The organism is Metasolibacillus meyeri (assembly GCF_003049505.1).
Classification (GTDB): Bacteria; Bacillota; Bacilli; order Bacillales_A; family Planococcaceae; genus Metasolibacillus; species Metasolibacillus meyeri.
On the sequence record NZ_PYWN01000006.1, the window covers coordinates 58,834 to 72,713 of the forward strand.

Consider the following 13,880-nt stretch of genomic DNA (forward strand, 5'->3'; position numbering starts at 1 on the left):
TTTTGAATAACTTGATGCATTTTGGCAATAATAAGAGAGATGGTTGGTTAGCCATCATGTTAAAGGCGCAGAAGATTCCGAAAGGAATCTCGCGCCTTTTAAGGTTTAAATATAGCTAACTGAAAACATGCCGTCACGCACATCTCCTAATATTTATGATGAGATAAGTCTTTTAACAATTTTCATATCCGTTTCCAGCTCAGCAATTTTAGCAACAGCGCTATCTAGTGAAGGCTGTAGCTCCGCATTTTGGGCTGTCTGTACGGCAACCGTGTCCAACGTTGTACGCAATGTAGCAATATCTTCACTATTTCTAACAACTTGCTGTGTTACTGCATCTAACTTTGTATCCATCGATGTTACTTTCTCATCAAGCGTAGTTACTTTCTTGTCAAGTGTAGTTACTTTCTCGTCAAGTGTAGTTAATTTTGTATTAACAGTAACCATATTTGCGTCAAGTGTAGCTATCTTCGTGTTCATCATAGCTACATTTTCATCCAGTGTAACCAATTGTGTGTTCATTGTAGCCATGCTTTCATCAGTTGTTATCAATTTCGTATCAATTGCTTCCACCCTTTTTAGTATTACCTCAAGCAATTCACGATCTGTCATGTCATCTCCTCCTTCCTTTGCAAATTTAATCATACCGTTCCTTTTTTATTTAGGTAGCTTACCATACAGTTATTTATTAACGAATTGGAACACGCCGCTGTCATTTCAGATAGATTTTATTATGCTACCCACCAAATATATAATCTTATTTTATCACCTAACGTTGTCGTAAAACAACTGCTATATGGAGTCATTATTTTGAATTGCCTTGTTACGAATAACGCCGCAAGCGATATGATAAAACTTGAGGTAAAGAAAATATATATATTAGATAAACAAATTGAAACCTGCTATGCGGCAACGAATCAGGAGAGTATGATGTGCCATACGAGGAAGAGAAAAAGCTTAAACGAGGGGCAAAGAAAGTTTCGATGTAATCATGCTGAAGAGAGTAATGTTGAGTGTCGCGCACGATGTATTAATAAGGAAAAGGGGAGCTGTTAGAAACCAGTATTTTGAGTGTTCAGAGCCTAACTATGTAATTGAAAAAACAAAAGATTTTGATGAAGCTACACACAGCGGTACGCTTAGCTCGCGATGAAACTTTAATGGATATAGCTTTTGTATTTGCTCAGTTAAAACCAATGATTTTACTTTGGAATAAAAGCTTGTTGTCATAACCAAGCATAAGAACCACATGATTTAGTAGGCGATACCAATACGAGTTTTTAAGAAGTCTCTACTTTGGATTAGGCTAAATGCAAACTCTGCGGTATCTGCAACAGATATTTCCTTACCATCTATTGGCAAAAAATTACGTTCTATACGATAAGTCCCTAAACGTTTTGTATCTGGCAAGTATGTAGGGCAAACAATTGTCCAATCTAGATTTGATTGGTTAAGCAATTCATACACTTTATGATGCTCTATTGCTGCACGTGCTGATTTTTGTTTGGATTCACTTGACTGATAACGCAGTAAACCAGAGGTATTTCTACTTTGCAAGATTCCTGCCGTTCCTATAGTGATAATACGTTGAATGTTTCGGTTTTGCAGGGCTTCAATAATGAGTGGCATACTTTTGGATAAAGTAGTAGTTCCATCCGTATTTAATGCGCTAATGACTACATCTATATCGTGTAGCGCAGTAACAATAGCATCCTTATCCAAAACATCACCTTGAATAATAGTCAGCTTTTCATTGTTCATTTGAATCTTTTCTGGCATCCGAACAAGGGCTGTCACATGGTGCCCGTCATTAAGGATATATTTCAATAAATGACTACCCACTCGACCAGTTGCTCCTAAAATTAAAATTTTCATATCCTCACCCCTTTAGATAAATACGCACTTAATGATACTTCTTATCACCTCTTTAGGTCAACATGGCATAACACACAGGTGAATTAATTGACAGATAATCACTTTATTTATAGAAAAAATTTGGATGTTGATAAGCACATGGTCAAAATTGCACTAAAAAGAAAAAGTGCTTGAATCTAAAAATTCAAACACTTAAGGTGCATCTTATAAAGTGAACCTTCAATCGGTAGGGGAGGCCTCATCCCCCACCGATTGGTAGTTTCACCAATCGGGTTTTACAGGCTGTTGATCCCCCACTTAACGATTTCGTTTCCACTCACTATTTTGATGCGGGGGTCTTACAGCCTGTTAATACGGGATAACGGGTTAATGACATCAGAATTATATCCTTGCTTCGTTTGTCCTTCGGTTTCAGAGAGATCATAAGCAATCAATGTTACATCTAATTTCTCTTCAAGATTTTTTATCTCACTAAGTTGATCAGGTTCAAGATTTGCAAATTTTGTTTTGACCAATTCAATCACATCCTTGCTCGGTTATTAAGGATAGTATGAGAAATTATTGAATATTTATCCTTAAAATAAAATACAAAAAAGAGGGGTCTAAATGCAGTCAAATGACTAGCGTTATTTTTATTGTCGAAAAAAGCTTTTGAAACTATCAAGCTCTCCATTCGTAGGTATATTTATAATATATTTGGAGGGATAGTAGGATGAAATGGGAGTATAAAATCTTTAAATGGGACACGCAAAGACAAGCAGGTAATACAAATAATAGAGTGCCGAATTTTTTAGAGATAGAACTTGGTAATTTAGGTCAGCAAGGTTGGGAATTGGTAAGTGTGATAAATTCAAAATTTACTGGTAGTTACAACACTATACAGGAGGTTACTTACACATTTAAAAGACCAATCGAAGAGTAAAATCCCAAACGTTTAGGATTTTGAAGGATGCGCATTTGCGTGTCCTTTTTATTTAGAAAGGAGAAAAGAAATTGCTTAATATTAGAAAACATATAGTATCATCAACAATTGCAGCTAAGATTACATAGAGAAAAATCAATACTAAAAAGAAAATCTACATACATGAAACAGGTAATAAAAGTAAAGGTAATCGAGTAGATAACCACGCGGCTAGTGGAAATCAATCAACAAGCCTCATGACATTGGGCTGTGGACGATATGGAAGCTGTACAATTATTTGAACACGATTATGTGTGTTAGGTGGCGGGTTCAATTACAGGTAATAAAGAGGCTATCAATCCAAGAAGAAATGCCTACTTACATCCACTCTCTACGCCTGCCGCAATTTAAAATTTGTACCCTAAATCCAAACATTCTTAGACACTTCTATACATAGAAAGGAAAAAACACCCAAACAATACCCACGCACCACCCACCAAAACCACCCCGAAAATAATCATCCCAACATAACACCTTCCAACTGACAAACCCCCACCCAAAGCGGTATGATAGTACCCGAGGTGAAGAAAATGTATATATCAGAAAAACAAATTGAAATCCGCTATGCGGAAACGGATCAGATGGGCGTGGTGTACCATGCAAATTACCTCATTTGGCTAGAGATTGGGCGCACACAATTAATCAAAGATTTAGGCTTTGAATACGCAAAACTAGAGGCGGATGGTTATTTATCACCTGTGATTGATGTGTCGATTCAATATAAGGCAGCGCTTCGCTATGGGCAGGTAGCGACAGTGCGTACATGGATTGAGGCACATTCACGTCTGCGTACAACATATGGCTATGAGGTGTTGCATGAGGATGGGACTGTGGCAGCAACGGCGACAACTGTACATACATTGGTGCGTAAGGAAAATTTCCGCCCTGTTTCATTAAGTAAGGTCGATCCTGCATGGGATGCAGCGTATATCAAAAATATGCGAGAGATGTGCTAAAACTAGCACATCTTTTTCTATCAGTGCATCGTATTTCTTGCTATAATTGTTTTTGTGTTAAATTTGCAAGGGAGGGTTGTTCATGGTGCAGAAAGTTGCCATTGAAACGGTTCGATGTCATATATTATTAACGAATACGGCACGTGAAGCCATTCAGCAGCATGTTCAAGATGAACAGGCCTTTTTTCGTTTGCAAAAAAACTTTATTGTTTATATTGAAAAATTAGCGATAGAACAGACGCAGCTCGCACTCACATTATATTTTGATAATGAAAAGAATCGCGCTTTAAAGGACAAATTTCAAGAGCGTGTGGTCATTATGGATTGCGTCTTCGATTTGAAAAATGGACTTGTCGCCAAAAGCTTCCGTACAAGAGGAAAGGGGACGCCTGTTGCAACGAATCGTCGCGAAAGGCTCTTGATTCATTTTGTTCCTTCACGTATTAGTGGGCATACATACCCAGATAAATTTATTGAAACGCTTGCCGCGCTTCCTGTTGCTCAGGAGCGCTTTGATTATGTCAACAAACGCATTACCTCATGGGAAGGCTATTTGAAGGTGCTGAATCAAAATGCGGATATCGAGGATATTGAAGCAAAATTTACGACGCATACATTGAATGGCGATTTTACACATATAACGTTTACTTGTAGTGATATGACAGATAAAGAATGGAAGCAAGTAAAAGGCTTAAGCGCTCGTGTGCGTGGTTTAAAGCTCGATTTAGGTGAGGTTGTGAAGGTCAATCGAGGGGCACGTAGCATTGAAATTGCATTGAAACCAGATGCGGTGCGCCTTGCAAGAAAAAATGCACTGCATTTCGAGATGAATGCTATCGATTTCAGCAATGCCTCGACAAAATCACAGCTCAATCGTTTATTAAAAGGCTTTGACCGCTTAAAAGAGGGACTTGCGGCAAATGCCAATTTAGAAAATATTTTATTTGAAGACAAGCCTGTGATTGCGGCACGCAAGGTCGATGTTGAACTTGATTTCCATAATCAATTGAACGAATTCCAACGCCAAGCTGTAACCGGTGCGATGAGTGCGGAGGATTTATATGTCATACAAGGGCCGCCAGGGACTGGGAAAACGACCGTTATTTCAGAAATTTGTTATCAAAATGCGAAAGCAGGTTTGAAAACACTTGTAGCCTCGCAATCGAATTTAGCAGTTGATAATGCGCTCAGTCGCCTACTTTCCAATAAAGATATCCGTATTTTGCGCTACGGTCGCACAGAAAGCATTGAAGAGGAAGGCAAAAAATTTATTGAAGAAAATGTTGCGAGCTATTGGCAGCAGCAAACCTATGAAGCCATTACGCATGAAGTATCCCAGCAAAGTGAGAAGCAACAGCTATTAGAACAGGAAATCACCGCCTATGAAAAGCAGCTCATTCAACTGGAAGAAGAAAAGAACAAGCTCCTACAAGATATCGAGCGAAAAAAGCAAGCGGAAGAACAGCTAAAAGCACTCACAGAAAAAATAACAGCGCTGAAAAAACAGCTTGCGCCATTAAAAAAACAACGCGAGCAAACGGAGGAGCAGCTTGAACAGCTAGAAGCAACAAAGGCTGAGCTTACAGAAGCCATTACAACGCTTGAAACACAGCTTGCAGAGCTACCATCAATGCAAGAACTCACAGCTAAACAGCAAGAAAACAGCGAACAGCTCACACAGCTAAATGAAGCGTTGCAAACGGCTGAAATGAGCGCGATGAAGCAACAACTAGAACAACAGCTTGCTAACGTAACCGCTCAGCTACAGCGCATGTCACCAGACGACCATGCAATGGAGCGATTAACGACACAAATTACCGAGCTAAAAAAAGTGCAGGATGTGGAAGATTTCATTGTGGCACATGCAATACGTCGAAGCTTTGTCATTGACCGTCTACTTGCTTCTTTATCGAAATTACAGCCTGAAATTGCGGCATATAAACCGATTAAAGATTTAAGTGAGCGGCTAGAAAAAGCACGAGCTTATAGTGAAAAAACGCTGCAAATTCACGTGACAGCACCGTCACTACCACCGAATCATACGTATTCACTTGCAGAGGTGCAGGAATTTTTAACAAAGCTGAGCCATGCCTTTGCAGAGCGAAAAATTAATGCGCAAAACGGTGCTCGTTCAATTCAAGGCGTACTACTGCGTCAAGCATATATTGAACAGCTACAAGTAAAATATCAAGACTTAATGCGTGAAGTCATGCTCATTTTTACGAAGCTAAAAGAGGAGCTTGTGGACTTATATAAAGAGCAGCTCGGTCATAGTGAAGCACAAGTGCAACAATTGCGTAGCACAGAGCAGCAGCTCCAACAAAAGCTACAGCCATTGCAAAACGTACCAGCAATAGCGCAAACGGTTGAAGAGCTACAGCAACAGCGGAACGAACTAGAGCAAAGTCAACAACAACTAGAGCAACAACAAACAAAATATGCACAGCTCACAGCTACTTACGAAACAAAAACTGCTGAGCTTCAGCAAGTAAATGAGCAGCTTACACATGGCAATGAGCTATTGCAATCATTGAAGGAGCAGCTGAAAGAAATTAACAGCACAGGCTTGGCATTAGAAAAAGAGCAGGAAGAATTAGAACAAGTAACGAAGCAAAACCCAGAGGTAGCCTTATTCGCAGTCGAACAACGCATGACCGCCATTCAAGACGAAAGCGTAAAAATCACTCAAAAGCTAGAGTTATTGCCTATCACTCAAAAGCTACAAAGCGAATGGCAAACGATGCTTGCGAGCGCCAGTGAGCATGACTTAGAGGAAATTCGTAAGCTTTATGTAAAGCATGCCAACGTTATTGGGACAACCTGTGTGGCATCGGCAAACAAGGAGTTTATGGACAACTACCCAACCTTTGATGTGGTCATTATTGATGAGGTATCGAAAGCAACACCACCAGAGCTGTTGCTACCGATGTTAAAAGGGAAGAAAATCATTTTAGTTGGCGATCATCACCAGCTACCGCCACTTATTGGGGACGAAACCTTTGAAGAAACGCTTGAGCAAGTCATTAAAAATAGCGATACATTTGAGGAAAAACGCGAGCTTGAAAAGATGTTAGAGGAATCCTTGTTTGAGCGTCTGTATAAAAACTTACCACAATCCAATAAGACGATGCTGGCGATTCAATACCGCATGCATGAAAATATTATGGAAACGATTGTGCCATTTTATCAAAATGAGCATGATGCATTGCAATGTGGCTTGCCTGATTCAGACAAAGCGCGAGATCATTTACTTGAAACGCCTTTATTTGCTCGCCACAATCACTTGCTATGGCTTGATATCCCTCATGAAAAACGCTATTTCGAGGAGCGAATGAAGGAAGGAGCAAGCTTATTTAATCGTGCAGAGCTAGAAAAAGTAAAAGAACTGCTGACAACGATGAACGAGGCGACGATGCAAGCGAAGGAGCAAGGCTTGTTGCCGCAGGATGCCCAAAAATCTGTAGGTGTTATTAGCTTCTATGCTGAACAAGTAAAGCGCATCAACGATCTAGTGGAACAACAATACCCACATTTGCATATTCGCACAGGCTCTGTCGATAAGTTCCAAGGAATGGAGATGGATGTGATTATCGTAAGCATGGTGCGGAATCATGATGGGCAGGGGAGCATTGGCTTTGCGCAAGATTACCGTCGCTTAAATGTAGCTTTATCACGTGCACGCGAATTATTAATTATGGTCGGTAGTACAGAAATGTTTACGAAACGTCCAAAGAAGCAGGAAACGCGCCAAATGTATCAGCATGTGCTCGATGTTGTAAAGGCACAGGACGGCTACCGTGCATAGGAGGAACTTATGGAATTACAACAATTAGAACGCCAAATCCAAAGGCAACTGCCACGTCCTGCCGCTGTGGAAATTACGGAAACAAAGCAATTTTCAATCCCACTGCATACAATATTAGCCAAATATGCACCAATTCGACGCACACCGATGGACATTTTAATGAAAATGCTGCTCCTGACGTTTCAAACAGGGCGTTTCCAAGACGTCGAAATGGTCGCAGATGTCCTGTTGGTAGAAACACTCTTTATCGAGGACTTATTGCAAAAAATGCAGAAAACAGGTTTAGTTATAGTGGAAGACACGATTCAGCTCACAGAAAAGGGCAAGGCACAATTGGAGGCTGGCATTTTCGAAGAACAGCTAGAGGAAATGGAGCAAGAGGTATTTTATAGCCCGTTGCATGGTGCGTTCTTGCAAGGAGACCTAGGGGAATTTGATGAATTTCCCGACGAGCTTCCGCATGAAGAAACAGCTACATGGACAGATGAGCAAATCGTCGCAGCATTACAAAACGATGAAGAGGCAGATGAACCAACATTTATCAGCTCAATCAACAGTGCAGAGGAATTGCAAATTCATGATGTGCCATGTTTCCAATATGTGTTGCATGATACAAGCAAAAATACATTTGATATACGTGTATTCAACACATTCACAAATGCTTGGGATGAACAGCTGGAGCAATTATTAAAGGCAAGTGACTAACAATGTAGGAAAGACAAAACTTTATTGAGGTGTAACAATGTCGATAACAGGGCTTAATCATTTTTTGTTTTCAGTTTCCGATTTAGAAAATTCTATTGCGTTTTATAGAAATGTATTCGATGCGAAATTATTAGTAAAGGGTAGGAATACGGCTTATTTCGATGTAAATGGGATGTGGTTTGCTCTAAATGTAGAGAAAGACATCCCCCGTAATGAAATACATCAATCCTATACACATATTGCTTTTTCAATGAAAGAGGAAGATTTTGATAAAATGTATGACAAGCTAAAGAAATTAAATGTTCATATTTTGTCAGGTCGTCCGAGAGACGAAAAAGATAAAAAATCCATTTATTTTACGGATCCAGACGGGCACAAATTTGAATTTCATACAGGTACATTGCAAGATAGATTGGCTTACTATAAAAACGACAAAACACATATGGAGTTTTTCGATTAGAAGGATTGTTATTCAAATAACTGTGGTATAAATTTGAGAAAAATGAACCAGTTAGTTAAACAATAGTCAAAGAAATGGAGGAAACCCAATTTATTAGGATTGCCTATCATTTATGCCGCATTAACGGACAGTCATATTTTATGTACCGAAAGCAAATATTTTCTGTGCGAAAGCAAAGCGTCAGCAGATGTTTTCTGTTGCGAAAGCGAAGCGTCAGCAACAACAACGCAATAGGTACATATCAGCACTTGAGAAAGTGGACGATAACTGACCGTAAAAGCGCTTTTATCAACACAGAGCTAAATAATCCAAAACAAGAAGGTAGCCTGAAAAAATGCGCTACCTTCTTATTTTATGAGCGGTTATATTGAACAGGAGAGAACCATAGATGGTCACTCACTTCTTTTTTTAAGGATGCAACAAAAGCCTCGATTTGCCCTTGCGTTACCGCTAAACTCAGTGCGGGCCCACGCCAGTTTGCACGTTGGGTGTTTTTTTCGCCTGCATCTAGCATGAAAATCAATTCATAATAAGGCGTCCATTCATGGCGTTCATTCTCAGGAATTTGATAGGGCCCGAATGATGGATAATAATATGTACCGAATTGAGGGATATGATAAATGACTATGCCTGGATCATGCATTTCTAATATACTTAAATGCGTGTTTTCAAGCAGTCGTAAATTATCTAGCAGCGTATAGAAATCTCTTTTCAAACAATTAATTTTCATCGCGATTTCAGGCCATGCGCCAGCACGAAAAATAGCTTCAAATAAAACGCTTTGCTCATTTACACGCAAGAGCTTAAATTCCACTTCGCTACGACTAATCTCATAGTTTTGATCTTGTAAAATGGACATTCTTTCCACCTCCTTAAGCTACTTTAGCATAAAAGCATATTGCAAGCATCTTTTTTCCATTTTCGTTATAGTAACTAATGAGGTGATACGATTGTTAAAAAATATTCCGATTTCCGTTTTAGATTTAGTGCCTGTTGTAGAGGGACAATCGACAACTGAGGCGTTTGAACGCTCTCGCCGTTTAGCCATTCTAGCAGATGACTTAGGCTATGAGCGCTATTGGGTGGCGGAGCATCATAATAGCCGCGCCATCGCCAGCTCCGCAACAGCAGTGGTCATTGGCTATTTAGCAAATGCAACGAAGAAAATTCGCGTCGGCTCGGGTGGCATTATGCTGCCAAACCATGCACCATTAATTGTAGCGGAGCAATTCGGGACACTGGATGCGATGTTCCCAGAGCGCATTGATTTAGGATTAGGTCGTGCACCAGGGACAGATCCATTTACCGCAAGAGCATTACGCCGTCGTGAGGCGGAAGGCTTTGAAGATAATATTGAAGAACTAGAGCGTTATTTAATGAGAGGGAAAGAAGCCGACCCGATTAAGGCATATCCAGGCTTAGGTGCAAATATCCCACTATGGCTATTAGGATCTAGCTTGTTTAGCGCAGAGCTTGCTGCTCGTCGTGGTATGCCCTATGCGTTTGCGAGCCATTTCGCACCAGATTATTTAATGCAAGCAATCGGCATTTATCACACGCAATTCCGCCCATCTGAAGCATTAGAAAAACCAAAAATGCTAGCCTGTGTTAATGTCATTATCGCAGAGACAGACGAGGAAGCACAAAAATTGGCGACAACGCATTATCAATTTTTCTTAAGCATTATTCGCCGTACACATGATTTGCTTAAACCACCCGTCGACGATATGGATGCAATTTGGACACCTTTTGAAAAACAAGCCGTGATGCAGCAACGTCAGTATATGTTTGTTGGTAGCCAGCAAACCGTCAAAGAACAGCTTGAAAAATTTGTTGCGGATACACAAGTAGATGAGCTGATGGTGACCGCTTCGATTTATGATGAGGACGCACGTGCCAAATCATTTACGCTGTTGAAGGCACTTTTTGAATAAGATAGGGTGAGGAGCCCTATCTTTTTTCATATTGCTTATAGCGTTACTTTAGCATATATATGAACATCATGAGCGCAATCGCCTTGATACATATAATTGCGGAAAGTGCCTTCTTTTTCAAAGCCTTGCTTCAACAGCATTTGATTAGATGCCGTATTCTCAATATAAACAGTCGCTCCAATACGCGTTAATCCTAACTTTTGAAAGCCATATTCCACTACTTTCTCCAAAGCTTCTGATGCATAGCCCATACGCCAAAAATCAGGGTGAATTTCATAGCCCACCTCGGCTCGCTTATGTGCAGGCACCCATAAATTAAAGCCAATCGTACCAATTAAGCGATTCTCGCCTTTCACTGTAATGCCCCAACGCATGCCTCTTTTTCCTTGAAAGCTCTTTGCAAAGCCCTCGATTAATTGTTCTGCTTGTTCGATATGCTCAAATGCTTGCATCCCATAATGCTTGATTACATCCTCATTGGAAAAATAGGCAAAAATATCACTTGCATCCTCATGGACAATTTCTCGTAAAATTAGTCGTTCTGTTGTTAATATTGGAAACATTTTAAAAATCCTTTCTTGTTTGGTTAATCTAACAGAATAATCAAGTAAGATATGATATTATTATACTGTATAATATTAAGAAATGGGGTGTTTGGCTATGAGAAATAAAAAATTAATAGTCATTATATGTTTAATGTTTTTGTCGTTGCTAGCTGGAAATGATACAGATGTACAAGCAGCTAGTCCTATGGAAATTAAAGCAGCTACGCAAAACATCAATCAAAATAAATTTGTAAAAGCTGAGGGGGGATTAATTGTAAGAAAAGAAGCGCATTCAAAAGGTGCTAAAGTAACGATGTTGCAAGACGGCTCGAAAGTTTTTGTATACACAACAGACAGCAACGGTTGGTCATACATAAAACAAGGCAATGTAAAGGGTTATGTAAAGGATGCTTATTTAGTAGTGAAAGAACAGAATCCACAAAATAAAAATCGAAAAATAGATTTTTCTATGAGTATTAATCAAGTTGAGAAAGCAGAAACAGCAAAGTTACTTAGGAAATCACAAAAGGGAAATGTGTCTACTTTAGTTTACTCGGCAACGAAATATGGTTATTCAACAGAATTGGTATATCATTACGAGGATAAAAAGCTTGGTGCGATTGGGTTTGATTTCTTCCCTAATAGAGATCGTTATAGTGATTGGTCGGAAATTAAACTTATACATGATATGCTTTATAAAGAAGGCCTTAAGGAGCTTGGACGTAATGTGGAAACACGTTCAGATGGTAGTTATTATATTTCAAGCTTGTGGGATAAAGGCTCTTATTACGTTATGTTGGATGTTAATCGTGTAGACGATTATACTAAAGCGACTTTAATATATTATGAGTAAAAAATATTATCCGTATACAAGGAAATGAATGAAATTTGATGAGACAAGTACAATTTATTTGTTGCATATAAGTTACTTCTTATTATCTATAACTTTTTTGCTAAACTACGCTTTTCATCGTCATTAGTATGATGTAGGAAAAAAATATGAAAATTGATTAAGAAGTATACTATATTGCTAATAGTATTTTAAACCCTATTGTCAAACGCTTTCAATAATGCTACAATAAACAAAATTAAAAAACCTTATCAAGAGAAGCCGAGGGATATGGCCCGTTGACGCTTCAGCAACCTCTAACATTGTTTAGAAAGGTGCTACTTCCAGCGGGAGGATTTCCCGAGAGATAAGAGTGAACGGATTGCTTACAAAACCCTCTCATTCTCTATGCTGGAATGAGAGGGTTTTTTGTATTTGAAGAAATGGGGGAAATAAAGTGCCAATTAATATTCCGAAGCAATTACCAGCAGGTGAGCTACTAAGAGAAGAGAAGATTTTCGTTATGGAGGAGGACCGTGCGAGAACGCAACAAATCCGTCCTTTAAACATTTTAGTGTGTAATTTAATGCCGGAAAAAGAGAAAACAGAGCTGCAATTATTGCGTTTATTAGGAAATACGCCTTTACAAGTGAATGTGACGTTTTTAAATACGGCGACATATGAATCAAAAAACGTCTCAAAATCACATTTACAAACGTTTTATACGACATTTAATGAAATTAAGCACCGCCGCTTTGATGGCATGATTATTACAGGTGCACCGATTGAACGTATGGAGTTTGAGAATGTGGTTTATTGGCAAGAAATTACGGACATTATGGATTGGGCAAAATTAAATGTGACGTCGATTATGAATATTTGTTGGGGCGCTCAAGCGGCTTTATATCATCATTACGGAGTTGGTAAATTTGAGTTGCCGAAAAAATGCTCAGGCGTTTATTCACATGTCATTACGGATTTAACTGTTGATTTAGTACGTGGCTTTAGCGACGAATATGTGGCACCACATTCCAGACATACATCTGTATCCATTGAGGAAGTTCGCGCACATCCAGATTTACGCTTACTGAGCTATTCAGACGATGCTGGTGTCTTTATTGTCCAATCCAAGGACAATAAGCAAATTATGATTACAGGGCATTTAGAGTACGATGCCACAACGCTTGCGGATGAATATGAAAGAGATGTGGCAAAGGCGGACAATGTGGAAGTGCCAATTAACTACTTCCCAAATGATGATCCAACGAAAGCACCCAAAAATACATGGCGTGCCCATTCCCATTTATTGTTCTACAATTGGTTGAACTATTACGTATACCAAGAAACACCATACAAATGGGATTTTGTTGAGGAAGAGATTGAGTATCATATCTAATATGCCGAAAAATTTCTATATTGCCTCCAGCTTTCAAAATATAGATGCTGTTCGCTATGTAAGGGACCAATTAATAACAAAAGACTTTCATCATACGTATGACTGGACACAAAACAGTCGTGCAGCAAACTTAGAAGAATTGCAACGCATCGGCAACGCCGAAAAAGAAGCCGTTCAATTAGCCGATTTTTTGGTTGTCCTATTACCTGCTGGGAAGGGCAGTCATATTGAATTTGGCATTGCTCTAGCGAACGATATCAAAATCTATTTATATTCGCCAAATGAGGATATATATGATATGGATTTTACAAGTACATTTTATCATTTGGATAATGTCCATATCATTGTTGGCACATATGAGCAATTTGTTGAAAAGATTTTCATGAGTGAGCTATAAACAAAGCGATGCAACGA

14 protein-coding genes and 1 riboswitch are annotated in these 13,880 nt (G+C 39.2%); of the genes, 9 read left to right on the forward strand and 5 right to left on the reverse strand.

Translation table 11 applies throughout. The features are described from left to right. Window positions 1-153 precede the first annotated feature (153 nt). From C9J34_RS01030 to C9J34_RS01045, 3 genes are all read right to left on the reverse strand, one after another. Entirely contained in the window at window positions 154-612 is a 459-nt protein-coding gene (locus C9J34_RS01030) for a coiled-coil domain-containing protein (RefSeq protein WP_107837993.1), read from the reverse strand. A 642-nt stretch (window positions 613-1,254) separates the two neighbouring features. Further along, a complete protein-coding gene (locus C9J34_RS01040; RefSeq protein ID WP_107837995.1) occupies window positions 1,255-1,875 on the reverse strand; it encodes an NAD(P)-dependent oxidoreductase in 621 nt (206 codons plus the stop codon). Between the two features lie 338 nt (window positions 1,876-2,213). After that, the gene (locus C9J34_RS01045; RefSeq protein ID WP_107837996.1) at window positions 2,214-2,390 is read right to left on the reverse strand and encodes a uroporphyrinogen-III decarboxylase; all 177 of its coding nucleotides are present in this window, start codon (window positions 2,388-2,390) and stop codon (window positions 2,214-2,216) included. A 197-nt stretch (window positions 2,391-2,587) separates the two neighbouring features. Here C9J34_RS01045 and C9J34_RS01050 point away from each other — a divergent pair, with 197 nt between their 5' ends. From C9J34_RS01050 to fosM, 5 genes are all read left to right on the forward strand, one after another. Further along, complete coding sequence (locus tag C9J34_RS01050; protein WP_107837997.1) at window positions 2,588-2,797, forward strand: DUF4177 domain-containing protein; 210 nt, start codon at window positions 2,588-2,590, stop codon at window positions 2,795-2,797. Window positions 2,798-3,366: 569 nt separating this feature from the next. Next, window positions 3,367-3,792, forward strand: coding sequence for an acyl-CoA thioesterase (locus C9J34_RS01055; RefSeq protein WP_107837998.1), 426 nt, complete (start codon window positions 3,367-3,369; stop codon window positions 3,790-3,792). Window positions 3,793-3,874: 82 nt separating this feature from the next. After that, window positions 3,875-7,597 (forward strand): DEAD/DEAH box helicase, encoded by a 3,723-nt coding sequence (locus tag C9J34_RS01060; protein WP_107837999.1) that lies wholly within the window; start codon window positions 3,875-3,877, stop codon window positions 7,595-7,597. A 9-nt stretch (window positions 7,598-7,606) separates the two neighbouring features. Continuing rightward, complete coding sequence (locus C9J34_RS01065; RefSeq protein WP_107838000.1) at window positions 7,607-8,302, forward strand: nucleoside-diphosphate sugar epimerase; 696 nt, start codon at window positions 7,607-7,609, stop codon at window positions 8,300-8,302. A 37-nt stretch (window positions 8,303-8,339) separates the two neighbouring features. Then, window positions 8,340-8,762 carry a FosM family fosfomycin resistance protein gene (gene fosM, locus C9J34_RS01070; protein WP_107838001.1) on the forward strand — a complete coding sequence of 141 codons (423 nt, stop codon included), beginning with the start codon at window positions 8,340-8,342 and terminating at the stop codon, window positions 8,760-8,762. Window positions 8,763-9,114: 352 nt separating this feature from the next. On the opposite strand, the gene C9J34_RS01075 is transcribed toward fosM, so the two are convergent. Then, complete coding sequence (locus C9J34_RS01075) at window positions 9,115-9,621, reverse strand: hypothetical protein (protein ID WP_107838002.1); 507 nt, start codon at window positions 9,619-9,621, stop codon at window positions 9,115-9,117. A gap of 82 nt (window positions 9,622-9,703) precedes the next feature. Between C9J34_RS01075 and C9J34_RS01080 the strand changes: the two genes are divergently transcribed. Continuing rightward, window positions 9,704-10,696, forward strand: coding sequence for an LLM class flavin-dependent oxidoreductase (locus C9J34_RS01080; protein ID WP_238600533.1), 993 nt, complete (start codon window positions 9,704-9,706; stop codon window positions 10,694-10,696). Window positions 10,697-10,731: 35 nt separating this feature from the next. On the opposite strand, the gene C9J34_RS01085 is transcribed toward C9J34_RS01080, so the two are convergent. Then, the gene (locus C9J34_RS01085) at window positions 10,732-11,259 is read right to left on the reverse strand and encodes a GNAT family N-acetyltransferase (RefSeq protein WP_107838004.1); all 528 of its coding nucleotides are present in this window, start codon (window positions 11,257-11,259) and stop codon (window positions 10,732-10,734) included. Window positions 11,260-11,356: 97 nt separating this feature from the next. Here C9J34_RS01085 and C9J34_RS01090 point away from each other — a divergent pair, with 97 nt between their 5' ends. From C9J34_RS01090 to C9J34_RS01100, 3 genes are all read left to right on the forward strand, one after another. Beyond that, window positions 11,357-12,094: an SH3 domain-containing protein gene (locus tag C9J34_RS01090; protein WP_107838005.1), complete on the forward strand. Its 738-nt coding sequence runs from the start codon at window positions 11,357-11,359 to the stop codon at window positions 12,092-12,094. Window positions 12,095-12,336: 242 nt separating this feature from the next. Beyond that, window positions 12,337-12,444: riboswitch (SAM riboswitch) on the forward strand. An 83-nt stretch (window positions 12,445-12,527) separates the two neighbouring features. Continuing rightward, window positions 12,528-13,466 (forward strand): homoserine O-acetyltransferase MetA, encoded by a 939-nt coding sequence (gene metA, locus C9J34_RS01095; protein WP_107838006.1) that lies wholly within the window; start codon window positions 12,528-12,530, stop codon window positions 13,464-13,466. Then, a complete protein-coding gene (locus tag C9J34_RS01100; RefSeq protein ID WP_238600534.1) occupies window positions 13,450-13,863 on the forward strand; it encodes a group-specific protein in 414 nt (137 codons plus the stop codon). The genes metA and C9J34_RS01100 overlap by 17 nt, the downstream gene beginning before the upstream one ends. The last annotated feature ends 17 nt before the right edge of the window (window positions 13,864-13,880 follow it).

Coding starts and splice junctions, on each gene's coding strand:
- C9J34_RS01090 (WP_107838005.1), top strand. CDS start 11,357: ATGAGAAATAAAAAATTAATAGTCATTATATGTTTAATGTTTTTGTCG.
- C9J34_RS01040 (WP_107837995.1), bottom strand. CDS start 1,875: ATGAAAATTTTAATTTTAGGAGCAACTGGTCGAGTGGGTAGTCATTTA.
- C9J34_RS01065 (WP_107838000.1), top strand. CDS start 7,607: ATGGAATTACAACAATTAGAACGCCAAATCCAAAGGCAACTGCCACGT.
- C9J34_RS01050 (WP_107837997.1), top strand. CDS start 2,588: ATGAAATGGGAGTATAAAATCTTTAAATGGGACACGCAAAGACAAGCA.
- C9J34_RS01060 (WP_107837999.1), top strand. CDS start 3,875: ATGGTGCAGAAAGTTGCCATTGAAACGGTTCGATGTCATATATTATTA.
- C9J34_RS01055 (WP_107837998.1), top strand. CDS start 3,367: ATGTATATATCAGAAAAACAAATTGAAATCCGCTATGCGGAAACGGAT.
- C9J34_RS01075 (WP_107838002.1), bottom strand. CDS start 9,621: ATGTCCATTTTACAAGATCAAAACTATGAGATTAGTCGTAGCGAAGTG.
- C9J34_RS01030 (WP_107837993.1), bottom strand. CDS start 612: ATGACAGATCGTGAATTGCTTGAGGTAATACTAAAAAGGGTGGAAGCA.
- fosM (WP_107838001.1), top strand. CDS start 8,340: ATGTCGATAACAGGGCTTAATCATTTTTTGTTTTCAGTTTCCGATTTA.
- C9J34_RS01085 (WP_107838004.1), bottom strand. CDS start 11,259: ATGTTTCCAATATTAACAACAGAACGACTAATTTTACGAGAAATTGTC.